General features: G+C 48.1%; 14 protein-coding genes. 5 read left to right on the top strand and 9 right to left on the bottom strand.

From position 1 onward, the window contains the following. Positions 1-19: 19 nt before the first annotated feature. The 9 genes from DW082_RS11985 to DW082_RS11945 form a co-directional block, all read right to left on the bottom strand. Positions 20-1,342, bottom strand: coding sequence for a sigma-54 dependent transcriptional regulator (locus DW082_RS11985; protein ID WP_002560996.1), 1,323 nt, complete (start codon positions 1,340-1,342; stop codon positions 20-22). Next, the gene (locus tag DW082_RS11980; RefSeq protein WP_002560997.1) at positions 1,335-3,653 is read right to left on the bottom strand and encodes an ATP-binding protein; all 2,319 of its coding nucleotides are present in this window, start codon (positions 3,651-3,653) and stop codon (positions 1,335-1,337) included. The genes DW082_RS11985 and DW082_RS11980 overlap by 8 nt, the downstream gene beginning before the upstream one ends. Beyond that, positions 3,653-5,578 carry a tetracycline resistance ribosomal protection protein Tet(Q) gene (tet(Q), locus tag DW082_RS11975; protein ID WP_002560998.1) on the bottom strand — a complete coding sequence of 642 codons (1,926 nt, stop codon included), beginning with the start codon at positions 5,576-5,578 and terminating at the stop codon, positions 3,653-3,655. Before tet(Q) ends, DW082_RS11980 begins: the two co-directional genes overlap by 1 nt. A gap of 659 nt (positions 5,579-6,237) precedes the next feature. Further along, complete coding sequence (locus DW082_RS11970; protein WP_002560999.1) at positions 6,238-12,078, bottom strand: N-6 DNA methylase; 5,841 nt, start codon at positions 12,076-12,078, stop codon at positions 6,238-6,240. After that, a complete protein-coding gene (locus tag DW082_RS11965; protein ID WP_002561000.1) occupies positions 12,068-12,520 on the bottom strand; it encodes a DUF1896 domain-containing protein in 453 nt (150 codons plus the stop codon). Before DW082_RS11965 ends, DW082_RS11970 begins: the two co-directional genes overlap by 11 nt. A gap of 240 nt (positions 12,521-12,760) precedes the next feature. Then, positions 12,761-14,848 carry a type IA DNA topoisomerase gene (gene topB, locus DW082_RS11960; RefSeq protein WP_002561001.1) on the bottom strand — a complete coding sequence of 696 codons (2,088 nt, stop codon included), beginning with the start codon at positions 14,846-14,848 and terminating at the stop codon, positions 12,761-12,763. Between the two features lie 61 nt (positions 14,849-14,909). Then, entirely contained in the window at positions 14,910-16,478 is a 1,569-nt protein-coding gene (locus DW082_RS11955) for a DUF3945 domain-containing protein (protein ID WP_002561002.1), read from the bottom strand. A 20-nt stretch (positions 16,479-16,498) separates the two neighbouring features. Continuing rightward, the gene (locus DW082_RS11950) at positions 16,499-16,849 is read right to left on the bottom strand and encodes a helix-turn-helix domain-containing protein (RefSeq protein ID WP_004291454.1); all 351 of its coding nucleotides are present in this window, start codon (positions 16,847-16,849) and stop codon (positions 16,499-16,501) included. Between the two features lie 3 nt (positions 16,850-16,852). After that, positions 16,853-17,209, bottom strand: a complete 357-nt coding sequence (locus DW082_RS11945) for a helix-turn-helix domain-containing protein (protein WP_002561004.1) — start codon at positions 17,207-17,209, stop codon at positions 16,853-16,855. A 280-nt stretch (positions 17,210-17,489) separates the two neighbouring features. Between DW082_RS11945 and DW082_RS11935 the strand changes: the two genes are divergently transcribed. The 5 genes from DW082_RS11935 to DW082_RS11915 form a co-directional block, all read left to right on the top strand. Further along, positions 17,490-17,789 carry a helix-turn-helix domain-containing protein gene (locus DW082_RS11935; protein WP_019131010.1) on the top strand — a complete coding sequence of 100 codons (300 nt, stop codon included), beginning with the start codon at positions 17,490-17,492 and terminating at the stop codon, positions 17,787-17,789. Between the two features lie 31 nt (positions 17,790-17,820). Next, positions 17,821-18,126: a helix-turn-helix domain-containing protein gene (locus tag DW082_RS11930; RefSeq protein ID WP_002561005.1), complete on the top strand. Its 306-nt coding sequence runs from the start codon at positions 17,821-17,823 to the stop codon at positions 18,124-18,126. A gap of 190 nt (positions 18,127-18,316) precedes the next feature. Beyond that, on the top strand, positions 18,317-18,520 hold the full coding sequence (locus tag DW082_RS11925; protein ID WP_002561006.1) for a helix-turn-helix transcriptional regulator: 204 nt from the start codon (positions 18,317-18,319) through the stop codon (positions 18,518-18,520). A gap of 52 nt (positions 18,521-18,572) precedes the next feature. Then, a complete protein-coding gene (locus DW082_RS11920) occupies positions 18,573-19,514 on the top strand; it encodes a DUF1837 domain-containing protein (protein WP_002561007.1) in 942 nt (313 codons plus the stop codon). After that, on the top strand, positions 19,498-21,258 hold a 1,761-nt coding region (locus DW082_RS11915; RefSeq protein ID WP_118458830.1), incomplete at its 3' end, for a DEAD/DEAH box helicase. The genes DW082_RS11920 and DW082_RS11915, both read left to right, overlap by 17 nt.

The following is a 21,258-nucleotide window of genomic DNA, read 5'->3' as shown; positions in this document are numbered from 1 at the left end:
AAATTCAGTGAATTACAGGCTATGATTGCTTGAATTTATATTTAAGTCCATACTCTTCAAGTTTGCTGTATAGTGTTGTCCTGCCTATTCCGAGCAGTTCGGCGGCGACACTCCGGTTGCCGTTTGCCTGTTTCAACGCACGCAATATCCGCTCCTTATCCTCCGCGTCATTGCGCAGGGCGAAGTTGACAGTAGAGGTCGGTTTCGTCACGGCAAGTTCCAGATGCTCTTTCATGACAACACCTTCCTGCGCCTGCAATACAGCACCCATAACTTTCTGCCGAAGTTCCCGCACGTTGCCCGGCCATGCGTGTGTCAGCAACGCTTTACGTGCTTCGGAACTGAACCCGCTCACGCTACACTCCAGCTCTCTGTTTGCCATATCACGGAAGAACTCTGCCAGCGGCATGATGTCTTCCTGACAGTCACGCAACGGAGGAACGGTTATCCCGAAGTCGTGCAGGCGGTACAGAAGATCCTGCCGAAAACGCTTTTCACTCACTGCCGCTTCCAGATCCTCGTTGGTGGCGGCGATGATGCGGACATTGAAACTCCTGTCTGCCTTGTCTCCGACCGGGCGATACCGCCTCTCCTGTATGGCGCGGAGCAACATCTGTTGGGTTTCCAACGCGAGGTTTCCTACCTCGTCCAGAAACAGCGTGCCGCCTTCCGCCTCATGGAAATATCCTTTCTTGGCACAATCTGCTCCTGTAAACGCTCCCTTGACGTGTCCGAAGAAGGCCGAGGGCGCAAGCTCTTTGGTGAGTGAACCGCAGTCCACCGCCACGAATGGCTTGACTGCCCGCTTGCTCTTGTCGTGCAGGTGGTGGGCAATATGTTCCTTACCCGTGCCGTTCTCTCCGAATATCATCACGCTCATATCGGTAGCGGCTACCAGCCTTATACGGTGCATGATTTTCTGAAATGCGGAACCGTCACGGGCGAACACAGGCATACGGCGTTGTCCTGCCTGACGTTCTTTCAGTATGGAACGGATCAGGGGGACAAGTTTATCCTCCACAAGCTGTTTGGGAATATAGTCTATCGAGCCGAGTTTCATGCTTTCCACGGCGGTATTAACTTCGGCGTAGTCGGTCATAATGATGAAGGGCTGCATCTTTCCCTCCTTTCGCATCCAGCGCAAAAGGTCAATGCCGTTACCGTCAGGCAGGCGCAGGTCGGCAACCACGATGTCATTATCTGTCGCCTGTTGTAGATGTTTCTTCGCGGTTGAGAGGTGGTAAGCCTTCACGGTGCGGTAGCCCTCCCGCGCCAGCATGTTGCAGACAAACTCGCAGTACACGATATTGTCTTCTACCACAATTATTGTTGTCTTATCCATCTTCGTATTTTCTCCTTTCCTCTTCTGCCAACCGGATTATTTCCGCTCCCTTATCCAGCACGGCAGTCACGGCATGGCTTAACGCTTCACCATCCGGGAGTACATCGCCATGAAGCAATCTGTAAAGTACATTTAGCGGTTGGTCGGCACGTAGCACCTCCCACGAGCTGCGCAGGTGGTGTGTCAGGGAATCCAGCTTTTGCAGGTCTTTTTCTGTTGCCGCTTCCCGTATTGTCTGCATCTCTTTTTCAGTTTCCGTCATCAACTTTTCCAGCATAACGGCTTCATTGCCGTAAGACAGCAAAGCTGAAAAATCCGGTTTCCCGTCCGGTGTTTCTTTTATGGCACACCTGTCGGAAACCTCCATCAACTCCGATATGGAGAACGGCTTGAACAGGCATCCGGCAAAGCCTTTTGCCAATAGTTCCCCTTTGTTACAACTGCCCGAAGCGGTTGCCACAACCACCGGGATTGTTGGTGAATTGCCCACGTTGGACGAACGCAACAGTTCCAGTAATTCGAAACCGTTTATACCGGGCATATTCAAGTCTGTCAGCAACAGGCTGTATTCTTTCTGGCGTATCATTTCCATCAGTTCCGCAGCATCGGTGCAAGTGTCGCAGTGTATTCCTTCTTGGGAGTACATCTCTTTCAGCATCAGAAGTAATACCTCATCATTGTCAATGGCGACAACATCATGGAATTTATTGTTATGATAAACAGGTGTATTGCTTGTATATCCAAGCTGTTCTTCAGCTTCCTGCATAGAAATTTCAACTGTGAAACGACTGCCTTTCCCTTTCTTGCTGTCCAAACGGATTGTTCCGCCAAGCATCGACACAATATTACGCATTATGGCAAGCCCAAGCCCGAAACCCTCCTTTGCGGCGGCATTTGATAGACGTTCAAACGCACCGAACGCTTGTTTCTGTTCCTCTTCTGTCATGCCTGTACCTGTATCTTCAACGACCAGTGTCAGAACTCCATTATCATATTCAGTAATCAAAGAAACACCGCCTTCTTCTGTGAACTTGACTGCGTTTGACAGCAGGTTATTCCCGATTTGTATTATTCGCTCTTTGTCGGTCAATACAATGGCATCGTGTCCAGTCTTCACGGACAAGGACAACCCTTTGTTCACTGCAACAGGAATGAACTCCGTTTCAAGTGTGTGCGTGATTGCAGAAATCCGGCAGGGTGACAGACGGGGCTGTTCCTTGCCGTTGTCCAGGCGGAAGAAGTCAAGCAAAGTGTTGAGCATATCCCGCATACGGTCGGAGGATTGCAGTATATTTCGGATATATTGCCCATTATTACCGCTATTGCATTCTTTCCGCAAAAGTTCGGTATAGCCAGTTATTGCCGTCAGTGGTGTACGCAACTCATGGGTAATAGTATGTACCGCTTTCTTTCGGGAGGTTATGAGTACCTCATTTTGTTGCACGGACTGTTCCAATTGCTCGATCAAATCCGTTGTCTTGCGTTTGTATCGTTTAATGTTCTTTGCATCACGGTGTATGATGATATAGGAAATGACCAACAGCAAAAGAACAAATCCCATCAAGCCGCCTATCTGCATAAATGATTTTTTACGCATCGCTGTTATCTCGCTTTCTCTATTTTGTAAATCAGATTGTACCTTCTTTTCGATTTGGCAAATCAATCCTTGCAGTTGTCTGTTAAGTTCTGCATTACGGGCAGCAAGACTATCGGCTTGTTCTGACAATCGACGGCTCTGCGCTTTCTGTTCGTTGACCATGTTTCTATTGGATGAACGGAGCGTAGTCGTTGTTGTCGTTGGCTTCGTTCCCTCTTTTTTGCCAAAGATGCCCAAGAAACCTTTTCGTTTTGGCTTTTTGGACTGTTCCTGCACACTTTTCTGCACAATAACCGGAATTTGATTGGCTATCTTCTTGTTAATAGATTGTTGTTCATCCATTAACCGGACTATCTGGAACATCTGTCGTTCCTTATCCTCTAAAAGACTGCGCACACTATCGATGCGCTCTGCTGGATAGGTGGCCTTGAAACGGCAGAGCATACTGTCCATTGCCATACGCCGTGCATGGTAATGCTCGATATCTTTATCGTTCCATTCCAGTATTGTTTCACCCAATAGAGAAAATTTTATCATTTGAATATTGATATTGTTTATTTCTTTTCGGAGCTCGTCTATTTTTTTATTGCCAAGTTCTAATGCTTCTATCTCCTGCCATTCATAGAGGCTATTATATGCCATACATCCGATAAGAATGGAGATAAGTATATATCCCAACTGTATTGCCTTATAGAAATTTCCTGACCGCTCCATTATTTTGATGACATTGATTTTTGGAACATGAATAAAAGTTTATCTTTTTCGTTCATGCGGATATTATCAGAATAATCGCCTTTTGTTATTTGATACCCGCATGGCTTGACCATAAAAACGCCTAAGCCCTTAGTGTATGAACTTACTTCTGAGGCGTAGTCTTTACTTGTATTTAATGGAACTTTCCCTTTAATATGACACCACTCATTATTGCAACTGATGTCTTCAATCTCAGACATCATTTTTTGCAAATCTGTAATAGCTTTGGAACTTGCCGCTTGGGGTATCTGCAACTCAAAATAGAGCATCGGTTCGAGAATGTCCACACCTGACTGTTGCAAGGCCAGCCTGAAGACATAAGGGGTCAGCTGTCTGAAATCAGCAGGTGTACTTACCGGGCTATAATACTCGGCTTGAGTAAAAGTTACTTTCAGATCAGTCACTTCCCATCCATGTAAACCAGATTGGCAAGACATACGAATCCCTTCAAAAACGGCATTTTGAAAAGAATGGTTCAGATAACCATAGGAGATGTCACTTTCGATTTGCAACCCTGTCCCTAACGGCAAGGGTTCAAGCGTCAGCCCTATTGTGGCCCAGTAAGGGTTGGGTGGCACTTCGATCTGAATAATCTTATTGACCTTTTTTACAGGTCGTTCTTTGTAGATAGTCTTGATCTCATCAAAATGGACCTTTACGGAAAATCGTTCTTCCAGCAATGTCTGTATGATTTCCTTTTGTGTCAAACCATATAACGAGATTTCCAATTCATCACTATATGAGTTTATGGAAAAGGACAAAGACGGGTCTTCAATCCACAATGTATTCAGAGCGGATATCACCTTGCTTCTCTCTTCGGACCTGTCTGGCCGGACGGAGGATTTGAGAGCGGGATGCTGATGAGATAACCCTTGAATCAAACAAGGTTTAGTACCTAAATAATCTCCGATTCGAAAATCTTCCATATCTTCTACAATCGCGATATCATTGGCCCCCACTTCATCAACATTTATCTCTCTGCCCTGATAAATAGTCTTTAGATTTTTAATCTTGATGAATTTTTCCGAATCGTTGATTCTTACAATGTCTCGAAGTCTCAGACTTCCGTCAATTATTTTTAGAAAACTTCTTTTATGTCCTTTGGGGTCATGCTCTATCTTATAGAGATAAGCTGAAAGTCTGTTTGAGACTGATTCTGGAGGAAGTATAAAAGAAGAGATGGCGTCCAACAACTCATTGATACCGATATTGAACATTGCTGATCCATGTAGTACCGGATAGACTTTGGCTTTTGCCACAAGATCGATTATCGTATTCCAATAATCAGCCGGTGAAATTTCGCTATCCGCCAAATATCGTTCTAATATATTGTCGTCATGGTTGCATACAAATTCTTTGTATTCTTCCTTTATATATGTTTGGGAGCAAATCGGATAAACCAATCCATCGACAACAGTTTGCATAAACAGGACATCTTGAGACAGATTTGTTTTTATATCCAGATACAAACGCTCTAAATTCACACCGTCACGGTCAATTTTATTGATAAATATAATTGTCGGGATTTGCAGTTTTTGTAAAGTATTGAACAGCAACTTTGTTTGCGCTTGTATGCCTTCCTTTGCGGATAAGATGAGGACTGCTCCATCAAGCATTTTGAATGTCCGCTCCACTTCCGCAATAAAATCCATGTGTCCCGGAGTGTCAATGATATTGCATTTCACTCCATTCCAGATAATAGATGTCGTAGAAGCCCGAACAGTAATTCCTCTACGTTTCTCTATATCCATAGAGTCTGTTATGGTGTCACCATTATCCACACGGCCGCACTTTTCCGTTGCTCCACTGGCAAACAGCAGATTCTCGGTTACGGAAGTTTTTCCTGCATCAATGTGAGCAAGAATTCCTAAATTTATAATATTCATTTGGATTAAGCAATAATATACTACAATAGATGCATTGTCGAAACGCACCTTTTAATACCTCCTCGTAGCATGTGAGAACTACAGGATTACTAACTCGTATTAATATGTATATTATTACTGCCGCATAACGATTACAAAATTACACAAAAAAATATATCTAACAAAAGTGGGAGGATTTTTTAACTTTTTACCATAGACATTTTATTAGGGAAGCGTAGGTTCAACTGGTAAGTACAAATAAGTAGAAATGTTTGAACAACAACGTTTTAGGAAGTTGAAAAAAATCAAGTTTCTCTCTCGGTATAACGTTTATTTTGGCCAATATCTTCTTTAGTTTGGCATTTGAGTATTTCCCATTCGTGTTCTATTTAGCTCCTTATTATGAGTATGTAGCAAGTTGCTTATCAAATTCAGCCTCTTTGAGGGTCAAATATGGTTTTGCAAATGGTGACTGACAAGACATAAACAAGGTCAGCAGGATTTTTTACATAAATGGACATGAATGTATATAACCTAAAATAAGAATAAATTTTAATAAGGGCTGCCCAAAAAGAAAAAAAATGCAGTTGCCATCCTACAGATACTTGCAGAAAGGATAAAATTTACTTTTAGACCTTTTGGGATAGCCCTTATTAATACTTCAGATAAAATTCCTAAGGTTATATTTTCAATCCTTTGGACCGGGTTTCCTCCTTGGCATACAGCCCCGGATGCCCAGTTATGGTGTGATTGGCGATAATACTTTCCGATGGATTGCGTATTTGCGGTGATGTATCTTCGGGATATTGCCTGATACCGTTTCGCACACCTTTCGCTTCCGGTTTGACCTGTTGCCCTTCATGCTCCTTTTCGGTGATTTCGGGTGTAGGCGGCGCAAGTTCCAGCTGTATCTTGCGGTCAAGGGCGGCAAGTTCGGACTTCAACTGTTTCAGTTCTTCCTCCTTCTTCCACACCTTGCCTGCTATCTCCTGCAACTGCGGTATCTCACGTTCCAAGACCTCATTCTTCGCTTTATACTGGTCGATGATGGAGGGGATTCTCTCAATCGCGTTGAGGAAGTTGCGGGCGGCGGCCAACGGGTCAGCCAGCGCCAGATGCCCGTTGTTGTAGGTGTACTTGTAGTTCCCCTCGACCACGAAGCGGTTGTCGGTAAACTCCAATCCCTCTTTGAGTATCCTTTCGCTGACCACCTTTATCGGGAAACCGTAAAACTCTCCAACCTGCGTGTACAACCCTCCGGTCGTGGCATTCTTGGCTATCTCCTGCAAACGCTTTCCGATGACTTTCTCATCGGCGGAATCCACTCCGTCCACCTTTATTATATTAAGGTGATTGCCCTCCTTGTCGGTCTGCACCACAGAGAGGAAGCGGTTCCAGTCCTCCGTCATGGCATCTATGAAAGCTGTGTTGTTGCCCAGCTCGCGGGTCTTCGATTCCAGCTTGAACTCCGAATCACGCTTGCCCTTGTTGAACGACTTGCGTTCCCCTTCGAGCGAGGCGATACGTTTTTCCAGTTTCGCCTTGTCCAGCAGGTCGGTGTTGCCGGATAGCAACGCCATATATTCCGAGAAGTTCATGCCCGATTTCTCGTCCATTGCCCCCTCGTCGATGGTACGCGCTTCCATAGCACCGCTTTTAAGCTGGCTGATGAAAGTCTGCTTGCAGTGCAGGAGGTTGAACTTGTAACTGTCCAGTGATTTTTCCACCGCGTAGATTATTACGTCCACGTTGTTCCCGGCGAAATGCTTGGCTATCTCGTTGCCTGCTCTAACTCCCCGTCCGTCACGCTGTTGCAGGTCGGACGGTCGCCACGGCGTATCAAGATGATGAATTGCCACACACCGTTTCTGTGCGTTCACACCCGTTCCGAGCATGGAGGTGGAGCCGAACAGCACACGCACCGTCCCGGCGTTCATGGCATCTATCACCGCCTTCCGAGCCTTGTCGGTCTTGCACTCCTGAATGAAGCGCACCTCGCTTGGCGGTATGCCGTAGTCCTCCGTCAGTTTGCGCTTGATTTCCGAATAGACGTTCCACCCATCGCCCGGCTGGTAAGTCCCCAAGTCAGAGAAAACGAACTGCGTGCCTTTCTGCGCGTCGTATTTTTGATAATACTCCGCGATTATTTTGGCACAGTGGCTCGCCTTGTTGTCGGGGTGGTCTTCGTAATGCGGGTCTATCATGCGCATGTCGAGTGCCATCTTCCGGGCATAGTCCGTGGCGATAAGCATCTTCGCCTTTTCCTCCGTTTCCGAAAGCGGCAGTCTGCCCAACAGGGTGGCGTCGCCCGTCTTGGCGAATTGCATCAGCTTCTGTATGAAGTCCTCCTGCTCCGGCGTGGGCGGTATGTGGTGCAGTATCTCGTTTTTGTTGGGACGGTCCACGCCCACATCCTCCGCCGTGCGGTAGTCCGTGATTTCATTATAGAAGGCGGCAAGCTCCGGCACTTTGATGAAGTAGCGGAAACGCTCCTTCTGCACCACGTTGTTCGTCACGTTGAACTCAAAATCCGTTGTCTTCTTGGCAAATATCGCCGACCACGCATCAAAACATCGAATGTCCTGCCGTTCCAGCTCCTTCGGGCGCAGGTACTTGAACAGCAGGTACAGCTCAGTCAGCGAGTTGCTGATAGTCGTGCCGGAGAGGAAGGTCGCCCCCAAGTCCTTGCCCGTGCGCTCCTGTATGGTGCGGATAGCAAAGAGCATGTTCAGTGCCTTCTGGCTTCCCTCGCTGTTCCCCAATCCCGCCACACGGTCGTGGCGCGTGTTGAAAGTCAGATTCTTGAACTGGTGCGATTCATCAATGAAAATGTGGTCGATGCCCATCTGCTTGAAGTCCACCACGTCGTCCGTGCGTGACTTTATGGCGTGTTCCACCTTCTCCAATTTCGCTTCAAGGTTATGCTTGCGCTTCTCCAGACCTTTCAGCATCGCCCGCGATACGTTCTTTCCCTGCTGGCGCAGCACTTCGAGGTTTTCCTCCACCGTGTCAAGCTCCGCTTGCAGGATGCGCTGCTGCAACTCCGGCGACTGCGGTATCTTGCCGAACTGGTCGTGCGACATAATGACACAATCGTAGTCGTTGTTCTTGATGTTGTTGAAGAAACGCACGCGGTTGGCGGTCGAAAAGTCTTTCTCCGAAGCGTACAGAATCCTCGCGTTGGGATATGCCGCTTGATAGGTGGCGGCAATCTCCGCAACATTGGCTTTCAGCCCGATAATCATCGGCTTGTGCGCCAAGTTCAGACGCTTCATTTCATGCGCGGCGATGCACATTATCAGCGTCTTGCCGGTTCCAACCTCGTGGTCACAAATTCCGCCGCCGTTCTGTTTCAGCATCCAGACGCAATCCATCTGCGAGGGATAGACGCTCCTGATGCCCCGGCTTGCCAGCCCTTTCAGATTGAGGTCGGGAAAAGTCTGATGCGAGCCGTCATACTTCGGGCGCACGAAACAGTTGAACTTGCGGTTATACATCGTCGTCAGCCGCTCCTTGAACTGTGGCGACTGCTCTTCGAGCCATTCGGAGAAGCCGTTTCGTATCTCGTCAATCTTGGCGTTGGCGAGCTGTATTCCCTCGCTGTCGCGCACCTTGATGTCGTTGCCATGCTCGTCCCTGCCGATGGACTTCATCATGTCGGGACAGGTGTTGTGCAGGGCGTGTTTCAGAAGGTGCATGCCGTCATAGTTACGGTAATACCCCTTCACCAGAAACTCGTCCGTGATTTTCATGGTGCGGTAGCCGCACGCCACCGAAAACTCGTCCATGCTTGCAGAGTAGGCGATTTTCACCTCCGTGTCGAACAGCCGGCTCATGTAGGCGGCATAGACACCCGTCGGAATCCAGCGTTCCCCGAAATTGAAATCAAGGTCTTCAAAAGCGATGCGCGGCGGTTCGGCATCTTTCAGAGCCTCCAACGCCTGCTTCACCTCCGGCATACGTTCACTTTCGGGGTTTTCGCCCATCCAAGCCTCTATGCGTTCCGCTTTCTCTATCACGTTTCCGGCAATAAAGCGGTCCTTAATCTCGTAACCGGTTACGAGCGGATTGTAATAGATGCGCCCTTGCAGGGCTGTGAGCAAATCCTCCGCCGTACTGTCGGTTATCTCCCGCATATAGTCGAGATCGACAGTGCCGAACTTGTTGAGCGACGCGGACAGTGCTTCTTCGGGTGAGCCGACGTTGGCATGGCTCTCCACGGAGAAGGAAACGGGACGCTCGAAGATGTCCGCCTTGACAAACTTCCCGTTCTCCGCCCGTTCCAGCGAAAGGATGTCACGCCCGCCCGCGTCCATCATCACTAACTTCACGTTCTGCTTGGCGTTGAGGTTGCCGTAGCGCATGACAAACTCATCGTAACAGGTGTTTAGATGCTCTCGCCACGGGACATTTGCTTCATGCAGGTTCGATTCATAGCGGTACAGCCGCTCGTAGGCGTCACGGAGTAAAACATACTGTAACGCCTTCTCCTTCTGGTAGCCTTTCAGGTCGAGCGGCTGGAATGTCGCCCCGTATGGCGTGATGTCCTTCAGGTAGCCGATGTTATGACGCCCCCTGTCAGCCACCAGCGACCCTTCGCGCAGGTGCATCTCCGGCGTGCGGTGGTAGGCACGCGGCGAAAGGTCCACGACTTCTTCCTTCGGCTTCTCCGCTTCGATGTCGGGGAAAAGGGAGGTCGCCACCGCTTCCGGTGGGGTATCTGTAACGGCAGGTGCGGTGACTGCTTCCGGCTGTGTTTCCTCCTGCCGTGGTTGCTCACGGGGAGTGTCCGGCACGGCTTTCACTTCCATCTTTTCCGCCGCCGCTTGTTTCTCGTTATGCTGCCTTGCCAGTTCCCGAAGTTCCTTCCTGCGTTCCGGCGTCAAATCCATCATCATCTCGTAGAAGCCGTTGATGGGAGGATTGGTATCCCAGTCCAACGTGGCATAGATGTCGTCCGGGTCGGCAGGCTTGGCGGTGTTCTCCGTTTTAGCCTCCTTGTTCTCTGTTACAGTCTTAGGGGTGGTAGCCGTCGGCACAGCCGTAACATTTTGTGTGACATGCACCTGTGGCTTGGGTAGAACGCGCCTTGCCGAGCTTTCCTTTTTCGCCTCCTTTTTCTTTTTGGCGGTTTTCGGTTGTTGGCTGACTTCTTCCGTCATCCCCCAGAGATCGAGCAAGGATAGCTGCACACCGTCAGAATATTTCGGACGTGGCTCTATCTCCGGCTTTTCCTCTGTGGGTTGCGGTTTCTCCGTCGGAGTTTCCACCGCCTGCATCGAAGATGTTGTTTCCATCTTTATGGCAGTACGCTCCACCTCCTTTTGAACGGTAACTTTTTCTTCCGTTCCCGACTGCCGGATTGAACCCGAATACAGACGCATGGCGAGCCTGTAATGGAAATCCTCGTCGAGCATACGGTGCAAATCCCCGGCGATGCCTGCTGCCTTGCCCTCGTGCAGATAGACCATAGCGGGCTTCCCGTATGGGTCGGTGTCAAGTTTCGCCGTCGTATGCACGATGCGTTCCGGGTGGTGGATGAAATAGGCGTTGTCGGTCAGGTCGGTTTTCGTGTCCGTCTGTATTACGGTCATCAGCCGCTCGTCCTGCGACATTTCCTTCTTGCTGAGGTTCTTTTGCAGGACAATCAGGTCACTGCCCACTTCTGTCCCCGCGTTGTCCGTGAACAGGTTGTTGGGCAGGCGTATCGCGGATACCAGATCAGCCTTACTGAACAGCTCGTTACGCACGGAGGTCTTGGTGCTGTTCAATACCCCTTGCGAGGTGATGAACGCCACGATACCGCCGTCACGCACGGCATCCAGTCCTTTGAGAAAGAAATAGTTGTGGATGGCTTTCTGGGCGGAGCGTCTGCCGAATGAGTCGCTCCGCTGAAACTCAGGGTCGAACACGGCTATGTCTCCGAACGGAATGTTGGACACCGCCAAGTCGAAATAATTGTTGAACGGTCTTTCGATTTTCTCAAAACCGCAGGTGCGCGTTTTCTTGCCGGGATAGAGATGCCTCAGGATTGTACCCGTGAGCAGATCCTTCTCGAAAGCCATCACATCCGCATTGGGGTTGTGCCGCAGCATGGAATCCACGAACACGCCAACCCCCGCCGACGGTTCGAGCATACGGGCGGGGCGGACGCTGTAATCTGCCAGCACGTCCGCGATGGTGTCGGTTATCTCTTTGGGGGTGTAGAAAGCGGTCAGCACGGACGCTTTCAGCGAATCCACAAACCGCTTGTACTCTGTTTCGTCCTTGCTGTTCTCACGGATAAGCCTGTGCAACTCCACTGTCGGGGCGAACAGTTCGAGGTCGGATTTCGCCCACCGGACGGCATCCGTCAGTTCCTTTGCAGGGTTGAGGATACATTTCAGACCGCCGAAACCGCAGTACCTTTGAAGTATGGCACGCTCTTCGGTTGTCGCTGTCCTGTTTTCCCTGTCAAGGATGAATGCCGTCCGTATCGCCTCGATGTTGTCCCGCAGTTTCTGTTTGCGGTTAAACGCCATATTCCCCGATGTAAAGGACGGTTGCCCCCGTCAGCTCCGTGTAGAGCAGGTCGTAATCGGAAGACAGGGCGAAGTTGTCGTCCGAAAGGTCATAGACGGAGAACACGTTGCCGACAAGCGGCATGAGTTTCAGAATAAAGGCTTCTTGTTTCTCTTCCGGCACTTCGTCGAAAAACTCGCTCTCCACGACTTCACGGAGAATGGCGTACCGGGAATAGCGCAGCCCGCGCAGCAGCGTGTCCATCGCCTGCTCTTGCGCGCCATCGGCGGGATAGCCTTCGAGCCGCGCCTTTTCATACGTTTCGGCGGCACGGTCGGCCCGTTCCCGTATGAAAGCGGTGTCAGTCGCCTGTTCAAACTTGTTCGTGCGGAGGTAGTCCAGCAGGTACAGACCGTAATAGGAAAAGTCGGTCTGACCCTCGTTTTTCTTCTTGTTGTTCATTACTTTGGAGTTTATTGGATTGATATTTAACGGGATAATTGATTGGAAAAAGGAAGAAAAAGGCACTCGGTATCCCTCCGAGTGCCACCACTAAATCCAAAGTATGAGTGTAATCCGGTATCGAAGAACAATTCATTACTCTGAACAAGTGGCAAAGTTAGTGCAAATCGAAGACAATACGAAAAAAAACTTGTTTGTTTCTATTGTTGAGATGCAGCCTAACTTATCAAAAGTTAGTGATTATTTCCTTTTTTTCGGATAGGAAGACTTGCATTTCTTTTCCGGGAACACGAACGTCGTGTTATATTCCCCGTCAAAGGCGACTATGGCATCGAAGTTCTTGCCCTGCTTGCTCTTGAAGCCTTTGAGCGGCTTGGTGTGCCCGTCGGTGAGCAGGTCTTTGATTTCGTCGTCGGACAGGGTGCGTCCCGCTTTCTGCCGGAACACGGGCAGTCCGCACTCCGTGTTGTCGCAACGTACCACCTTGCCGTAGAACCGCATCCTGCCCGTGCCGCACTTGGGACACGCGCAGCCGGAATCACGGCTGCCGAAGAGCTTGTCGCACGAGAGCAGTTCGGAGGTGATTTCCCGTGTGTACGCCTCTATCTCCTTGCGGAAAGTGTCGGCGGGCAGTTCCCCGCGCTCGATACGTGCCAGTTCCTTTTCCCATTCGCCCGTCATGGCTACATCGGCGATGCGCATCGTCTTCACCACGGAATTGAGGGCGAGTCCCTTTTCGGTGGGAACAAGCGACTTCTTGCAGCGTTCCATGTAACCGCGCTTGAAAAGCGTTTCGATGATGGACGCTCGTGTGGCGGGAGTGCCGATGCCGCAGTCCTTCATCGCCTGCCGCAGCGCGTCGTCCTCAATTTCCTTGCCCGCTGTTTCCATTGCCGAGAGCAGGGTGGCTTCGGTATGCAGCGGCTTGGGTTTGGTCTTTCCTTCGGTGATGGAGGTGGCTTTCAGCGTGAGCGTGTCGCCATCCTGCCAGCCGGGGATGGTAGTTTCCTCCTTTTCCTCGCCATAGACGGCACGCCATCCGGCTTGCTTCACGACACTGCCTTTCACGGTGAACTCCACTCCGGCACATTCTGCCGTGACAGCAGTCACGTCCTTGACGCATTTTTCGGAGAATGCCTCTATCATTCGTCCGGCAATCATCTGATAAATGGTGCTGTCCTCTTTGGAGAGGAAGAGCGGTTTCTCTCCCGTGACGAGCAGGGCATGGTGGTCTGTTACCTTGCCGTCATCCACGCTACGGCGTGTCGGGATGGCTTTTGCCCGCACCTTGTCTTTCCATTCGGGCTGCGTGCCGATAAAGGCGAGTAGCTTGGGGATTTCAGCGAACACGTCTTCGGGGATGTAGCGGCTTCCCGTTCTCGGATAGGTTATCAACTTCTTCTCGTAGAGCTTCTGCGCGATTTCAAGCGTCTGTTCCGCCGTGAAGCCGTGCTTGGCGTTGGCTTCTTTTTGGAGCGTGGTCAGGTCGTACAGCAAGGGAGTTTCCTCCGTCTTCTCCTTACGCTCTGCTTTCGTTACCGTTGCGCTGCCTGCCGCCTTTACCTTATTATATAGCTCCGTTGCCGGTTCTTTCGACTTCCATTTCTCGGAGGATGAGAGTTTCACGACCTCGCCGTCGCAACCGTCTGTTGCGATATGGAGCTGCCAGAATGCTTCGGACGTAAAACGGCGGTTCTCCCAATAGCGTTCACACACCATCGCCAGCGTGGGTGTCTGCACACGCCCCACCGAATACGTGCCATGTCCGGCGGCTATGGATAACGCCTGAGTGCCGTTGATGCCCACGAGCCAGTCGGATTCGCTCCGCGCTTTGGCGGCGAGGTATAGGTTGTCGTACCTGCTGCCGTCTTCGAGGTTGCGCAGTCCCTCACGGATAGCCTTGTCGGTGAGCGAGCTGATCCACAGACGCACGAAAGGAGTGGTGCAACCCGTATAGTGGTAGAGGTAGCGGAAGATAAGCTCTCCCTCGCGTCCGGCATCGGTCGCCACGATGATTTGTTCGCTTGTGTCGAACAGTCTTTTGATGACTTTTATCTGCGACACCACGCCGCTGTCGGGCTTGTAACCTTTCTCCGTCCTGACCTGACGGGGGACGAGCGTGAATGTGTCGGGAATAATCGGGAGGTTGTCACGGACAAATCCGCGCACGCCGTAGCCGTCGGGCATGGCAAGCTGAACGAGGTGTCCGAATGCCCATGTCACGGCATAGCCGCCTCCTTCGAAATATCCTTCCTCTCTCTTTGTCGCGCCCACGATGCGGGCGATTTCACGTGCCACGGAGGGCTTTTCTGCAATGATTGTCTTCATGTTTTCTTGCTTTTTTGTTGATACTTTGGATTTTATTTTGGATTCAGTGGCGGACACGGGATTACATTTTCATGCCTTTGTTGTTCTTCTTTTTCGGCTTCTCCTGCTGCTGTTGCTGGCGGTCGTCCTTTGGGGCGGTCTGACCTTTCTGCAAAGGCTCTTTCAGGTTCTTTGTCGCCTCGTTGGTTTTGCCCTCGTTGTTCACCGCCACCTGTGTGCGGCTCTCGTTGGACGGGGCGACCTGCTGGGCGTTGTCGGGGTTCGTTTCGTAGCGGTACGGGCGGCCCTTCTCCGGGTTGAACTTGATATACATCGTGGCATGGAAGCCCTGCTTGTCGGTCACGTTCTCCAGTTTCACGGCTTTACCCGCCACGTAGTCGGCTTTCTGCTTGTCGGTGAAGTTCACGCCGCTCCATTTGCTGATGGGGCGGATGCTGCCGTCCTCGTTCATCCACGTGTTGCGGCGTTGCTCCTTCTTGGTCTGTGCGGCATTTTCCCCGCCTTGCGCCTGACTTTTCGAGGTGTCACCTTTGGCTTCCTGCGTCTGTGCGGTACGGGGCGACCTTCCGGTTCCCGGCACGAACTCCACGCCGCGCTGCTCCACGTTCACTTGAAGGGTGGTGACGAACTTCCTGCCGTCGTTGCGCTCGATGAGCTTGTCGCGCACGGGCAGTCCGGCGCGGAGCATGTCCTGCTCCTGTTTGGTGATTTCCGTCTTGCCGATGCGCTCCGGGATGCGCACCTTGTTTGCCGGAATGTCCGTGATTTCATTCGTCTTGCGGTCGATGCTGATGTAGGAGGGGATGATTTCGCCCGTTTCCCTGTCCACAATGTCCACGACCCTGCCGAGGTTGCCCGTTTCGCGCAGGTTCTTCCGGTCATCGTCGGAGAATTTGTGTTCCTTGTACTCATCTAACTTCTGCTCCTTGCGGATGAAGTGCGGCACGAGGCTGACATTTCCCTCGCCGTCCTTCTTGAAGGAGAGGCGGGCGTCCAGCTCGAATGATTCGCCGCCGAAGGTGGGCTTGACCTTTACCAAGTCGGACTTGCCGTAGTGGAGCATCTTCGTAAGGTCTCCGGACTTTTCAAGGTCGTCACGCTTCACGCCCCATCTGTCCTCCAGCTCCTGCCAGTTGATTTTGCTCTCGTTGATGGGTTGGTAGCCCTGTCTGCCCTGCGTCTGTTGCGGGCTTTCCTGCTGTTCTTTCTGTTGTTCCATGTTTTCCTGTTTTTGAGGTTCTTGTTTCTCTGTCTTTTGTGCCGCCATCTCTTCCTGCACCTGCTGTTGATAAGGGAAGGTGTCGATTTTGTGCGGTGCAAGGATTTGTTTGTTCTGGTACGGATGCTGAAGCAGGTCTTTCATCACGCCAAGCATGGAATCCACTTGGTCTGCCGCGATGCGGTAGAAACCGAAGCGGCTGGGTTCCTTGCACTGCCGGAAGAAGTTCTTGAAGAAGTTGTCCAGCACGTCGCCGTGTCGGTCGAATTGCAGGAAACTCTGCGCGTTCTCAGCTTTCGCAGGGGTACGCTTGGGTGTGTCGTCTGCATTCAGCCCGGCTACCACGCTGATCTCGCCCGTCTTCTCGTCACGGACTACCAGCACGTCCTTTTCGTCTTTTTTCTTTGCCATTTGAAAAATGTTTTAATGGGTTATTTATGAAAGAAATTATGGATACGAGCCTTGTAGAAGGCTATATCTTCTTTTTTGAAGTCCTTGATATGGTTGGAAAGGAATGTCAGCACATCCTCCTCGCTGTAATAGGTTTTCTTGCCCAGTGTCTTGTAGGGCAATGCGCCGACACTGCGGTAGCGTTGCAGTGTGCGCTTGCTTATCTGGAGCAGCATGCACAAATCCTGATTGTCGAAAAGGCGGATGCTTTCCGTGATAGTAGGCTGTTTCCCCTCAGCCTTCATCGCCAGCAGCAGTTCGTCCTGACGGTCGAGCCGTTCCATCAGCTTCTGCATCCAGCCCTCGAAGTTGTTTCGTGTGAGCAGTTCCATGACCTATGTCCTCCTTCCTTTTGGTTTGCCGCCAGTGCGCAGCGTGTGGTTGCGTTTCAATTCCTGCGGTGTCGCCGCGTCCTCGTTGACGGCACACGCTTCAAGCAGGCGGTCTATTTCCGACTGCCGGTAGCGGCATTTACCGCGAAGCACGACATAACCGATGCGTTGCTCGCTGCGCATACGCTGGAGGGTGCGGGTACTCACGTTAAGCAGGTGCGCCGCCTCGCGTGTGGTGAGCAACCTGTCGGGCGATGCCGCTTTCTTGTCGCCGGAGGCGGCACGGACGTGTGCCGCAATCTCCGCTATCTGTTCCGTCAATGACCGGAAGGCAGAACTTTCCATCGTTATCACTTTCATATTCAGTCCTTTATTTTTGTTTATTTTCATGAACATAGGCTGCGCCTCGGCATACCGTTCAAGCAAGTTTGACGCTCTACACTCGGCTTGCTCTATGTTTCTGCGACAAAATTCGGCAATAAACAAAAGGGGCTTTAACAACTCACTACGTGACTCACGTAAGATTTTTACGGAAGATGGCTCCGTAACCCGGTCAAACGGTGCAACAGGCAGCCTTTCAGCGGAAAACGGTACGTGTTAAGGGCTGCATCGTTACCTTTGCGGGCAAACCGATAATTGCATGAATATGGAAATAGTATCTATCGAGAAAAAGACTTTCGAGATGATGGTGGCGGCATTCGGCGCACTCTCGGAGAAGGTCGCCGCCCTAAGGCGCAAAAGCGACACGGGGCGCATGGAAAGATGGCTCACGGGCGAGGAGGTCTGCGGGCAGTTGAGAATAAGCCCGCGCACGTTGCAGACGCTGCGCGACAGGCGGCTTATCGGCTACTCGCAGATAAACCGCAGGTTCTATTACAAGCCGGAGGAGGTTAAGAGGTTGATACCGCTTATCGGCACGCTCTATTCGCACGGCAGATGATTTGATTTATTCACCCACTGAATCCGAAGTTATGATGAACGAGACCAACGATGTTTTTACGATGGAAGACGAGCCGATAGCCTCTGTGATGCAGGATATGCGCAAAGGCTCGAAATGGCTGTCTGTATTTCTGGAAAGTTACCGCCCTCCGCTGGACGGGGAACGTTACCTGACTGACGGTGAGGTGGCGGAACTGCTCCGTGTCAGCCGACGCACCTTGCAGGAATACCGCAACAACCGCGTGTTGTCCTTCATACTTTTGGGAGGGAAGGTGCTTTACCCGGAAACGGGGCTGCGCGAGGTGCTGGAAGCGAACTACCGCAAGCCGCTGGAGTGAGGCGGCCAACATGAAAAAGGAAACGGGCGACATTTTGTGGTGCTGCCCGTTTACTTTTTATATACTTGGGTGTTTTAATGACCTTAAAACCAGTTTTTTGATTGATCCAACCAATTTCTATCGTTAGAAATTCATATAGTTAATAAAAAGTTGTAACTTTGCATTTAACGCAATCTAAAAATTAATTGTAATGGCAATTTTAAACAACATTAAAAATGTACTATCAGAAAAAGGAGTTATGAGCAAATGGTTGGCAAAACAATTACAGAAAGATCCTGCAACAGTATCTAAATGGTGTAATAATCATTCTCAACCTGATTTGTACACATTTGTTCGTATTGCAAATTTGCTTGATGTTGATGTTCATGAACTTATTTGTCATACAAAAAAATAGTATCTAAAGGAATATAGATGTTTCACCATTTTTAAGCATGTAAATAAAGTGTATGAGCAATAAAATTTGGAATTTTGATATATTAGTTGATGATTGTTTTGTTAATTTTAATACAAAAAAGCAAGAAATAAATCCAGATCATAATGACAGGTTATTATCAGTTGCTAATGGCTTTGAAGATGGCAGTTGGAGATATCGTCAATTCAAAGAATTTGTTTTCAGTAATATTGCAGAAACAGCTTTGTCTGCACAAGAACGAGAGAAATTAATAGATAATGATTACGGTAGGCTTATTGAGGCTGCCAAACATTTACGACTTGTTGACAAAGAGCAGAATGGAAAGGGAAGTGAAATAGCGGAAATTATTCTATATGGCATAATGAAGAACCATTATAAAGCCTTATCTGCAATACCTAAAATTTTTTATAAACAGAATGATAATGATAATGCAAAGGGCTCTGATTCTGTACACATTGTAATTGACCCAAATGGAGGCTTTCAACTTTGGTTAGGAGAAGCTAAATTTTATAATTCTCTTGAGGATGCGCGATTATACGAACCAATAAATTCTGTTGAACAAATGTTGCGCAAACCTATTATGAAAAAGGAATGCGGAATAATGACCAATCTCAATGAACTTGATAAACAAATTGAAAACCAAACATTACTTAAAAAGATAAAAGAATGTTTCGATGAGAATACTTCCATTGACGAAATAAAACCCAAACTACATATACCTATTCTTTTATTACATGAATGCCAGATAACAGCAAGTACTACTGAAATGAGTGATGAGTATAAAAATAGTATTATTTCTTTTCATAGAGATCGTGCTCATTCGTTTTTTAAGAAGCAGATCAACAAGCTTAGTTCTGTTCATAAGTATTCGGAAATAAACTTTCATTTGATTCTTTTTCCTGTTCCTGATAAAACAAAAATAGTAAACTGGTTTATTTCACAAGCAAAAAATCTCAAAAATGATGCAGACGAATGATATATATAATACATGTTTAGATATAAGTAATGTTCTAAATGCTGGTGATATAAGTAATGCAAGATCCAAAGTAATTACATTACTTCATGAGATTAATGGTACTAACAATAATTCATATATGGAATTAGTCAACCATCTTATTCGTGAAGTGGGGCTTTTACCGTATATTGATACATATACTGCATCTTGGGAAGATCGGTTTGTATGTGAAGTTTTTAAAGTTAATATTGGAGAAAGAAAACCTTGTGTCTTACATACTGCTCAATCACAGGTATTAAAGAAGTTATTAGAAGGGAAAAGCGTTGCGGTGAGTGCTCCTACAAGTTTTGGTAAAAGTTTTGTTATTGATGCATTTATTGCGATTAAACAACCAATTAATGTTGTAATATTAGTACCTACGGTTGCTCTTGCAGATGAAACAAGAAGACGAATTTGCCGAAAATTCTCTCATCAATATAAAATAATTACAACAACAGATGTAGAACTTGCGGAGAAAAACATATTGGTATTTCCGCAAGAAAGAGCTTTTGCCTATATAGATAAACTTCCTTCAATTGATATTCTAATCGTTGATGAGTTTTATAAGGCAAGTACAAATTTTGATCTTGAAAGAAGCTCCACTTTACTCAGTTCAATGGTAGAACTCGGAAAGAAAGCTAAACAAAGATATTATCTTGCCCCAAATATCCATGAAATAGAAGAAAATGTATTCACTGAAGGGATGACATTTCTGCGTATGGATTTTAAGACCGTTGTAACGCATGCATGGCGGTTATATAAAAGCAGACCAAAGAATGAAGATAAACAGAGTTTTAAGACACGTAAACTTATTGAATTAATAAATACAGGTATAGGTAAAGCTTTGATATATACCGGCACATATAAGGGAATTGAAGAAGTAACAACAATTCTTAACAGAAATTTATATAATAAAGACTCTGAACTGCTTGCTAATTTTTCTGATTGGCTGGAATGCAATTATGGAGAAAAGTATATTCTTAAAGATTTAGTCAAACATGGTATTGGTATTCATAATGGTCAGCTACATCGTTCTCTTAGTCAAATTCAAATAAAACTATTTGAAGAACAGAATGGGTTAGATTATTTGGTATCGACCTCGTCTATAATTGAAGGAGTAAATACTCAAGCAGAGAGTGTCGTTTTATGGTCAAATAAGAACGGGGCTCATAAGATTGATTATTTTACCTTTCGCAACATCATTGGACGCGCAGGCAGAATGTTTCGTTATTTTGTAGGTCGTGTCTATATGCTTGAAGAGCCACCAAGTCAAGAAAATACTAAATTGAGATTAGAGTTTCCTGATGATGTAGTAAAAAAACTTGATGGAAATGACCCCGGTATAAAATTGAATAATGAACAATATGTAAAAATTCAACGATATCAAGATGAAATGATAGAACTTCTTGGAACGGATATTTGGCATAGAATTGAAAGAATACCACAAATCAGAAGTTGTAAACCATCAATGTTAAAGATAATTGCGGAAAAATTGAAAACTGATTCCAATTGGCCAACAAATTGCGATGCTTTACAAAACAATAATACATGGGAATGGAGGGATGCTTTAGGAGATATCATAGAAATTTTGGAATATCATCGAAAAGGACATTTACGGTATTATGCATGTGCATGTAGTAATGGATGGAAAATGACTATAAAAGAGCTATATAACACAGTAAAAGATTATGGTATTACATATGAGGATATATTTACATTTGAAGAT

The organism is Alistipes sp. AF48-12, from assembly GCF_003477565.1.
Taxonomy (GTDB): domain Bacteria; phylum Bacteroidota; class Bacteroidia; order Bacteroidales; family Rikenellaceae; genus Alistipes_A; species Alistipes_A hominis.
The sequence above is the reverse complement of the archived record's forward strand: the minus strand, read 5'-3'. Positions and strand labels throughout refer to the sequence as shown.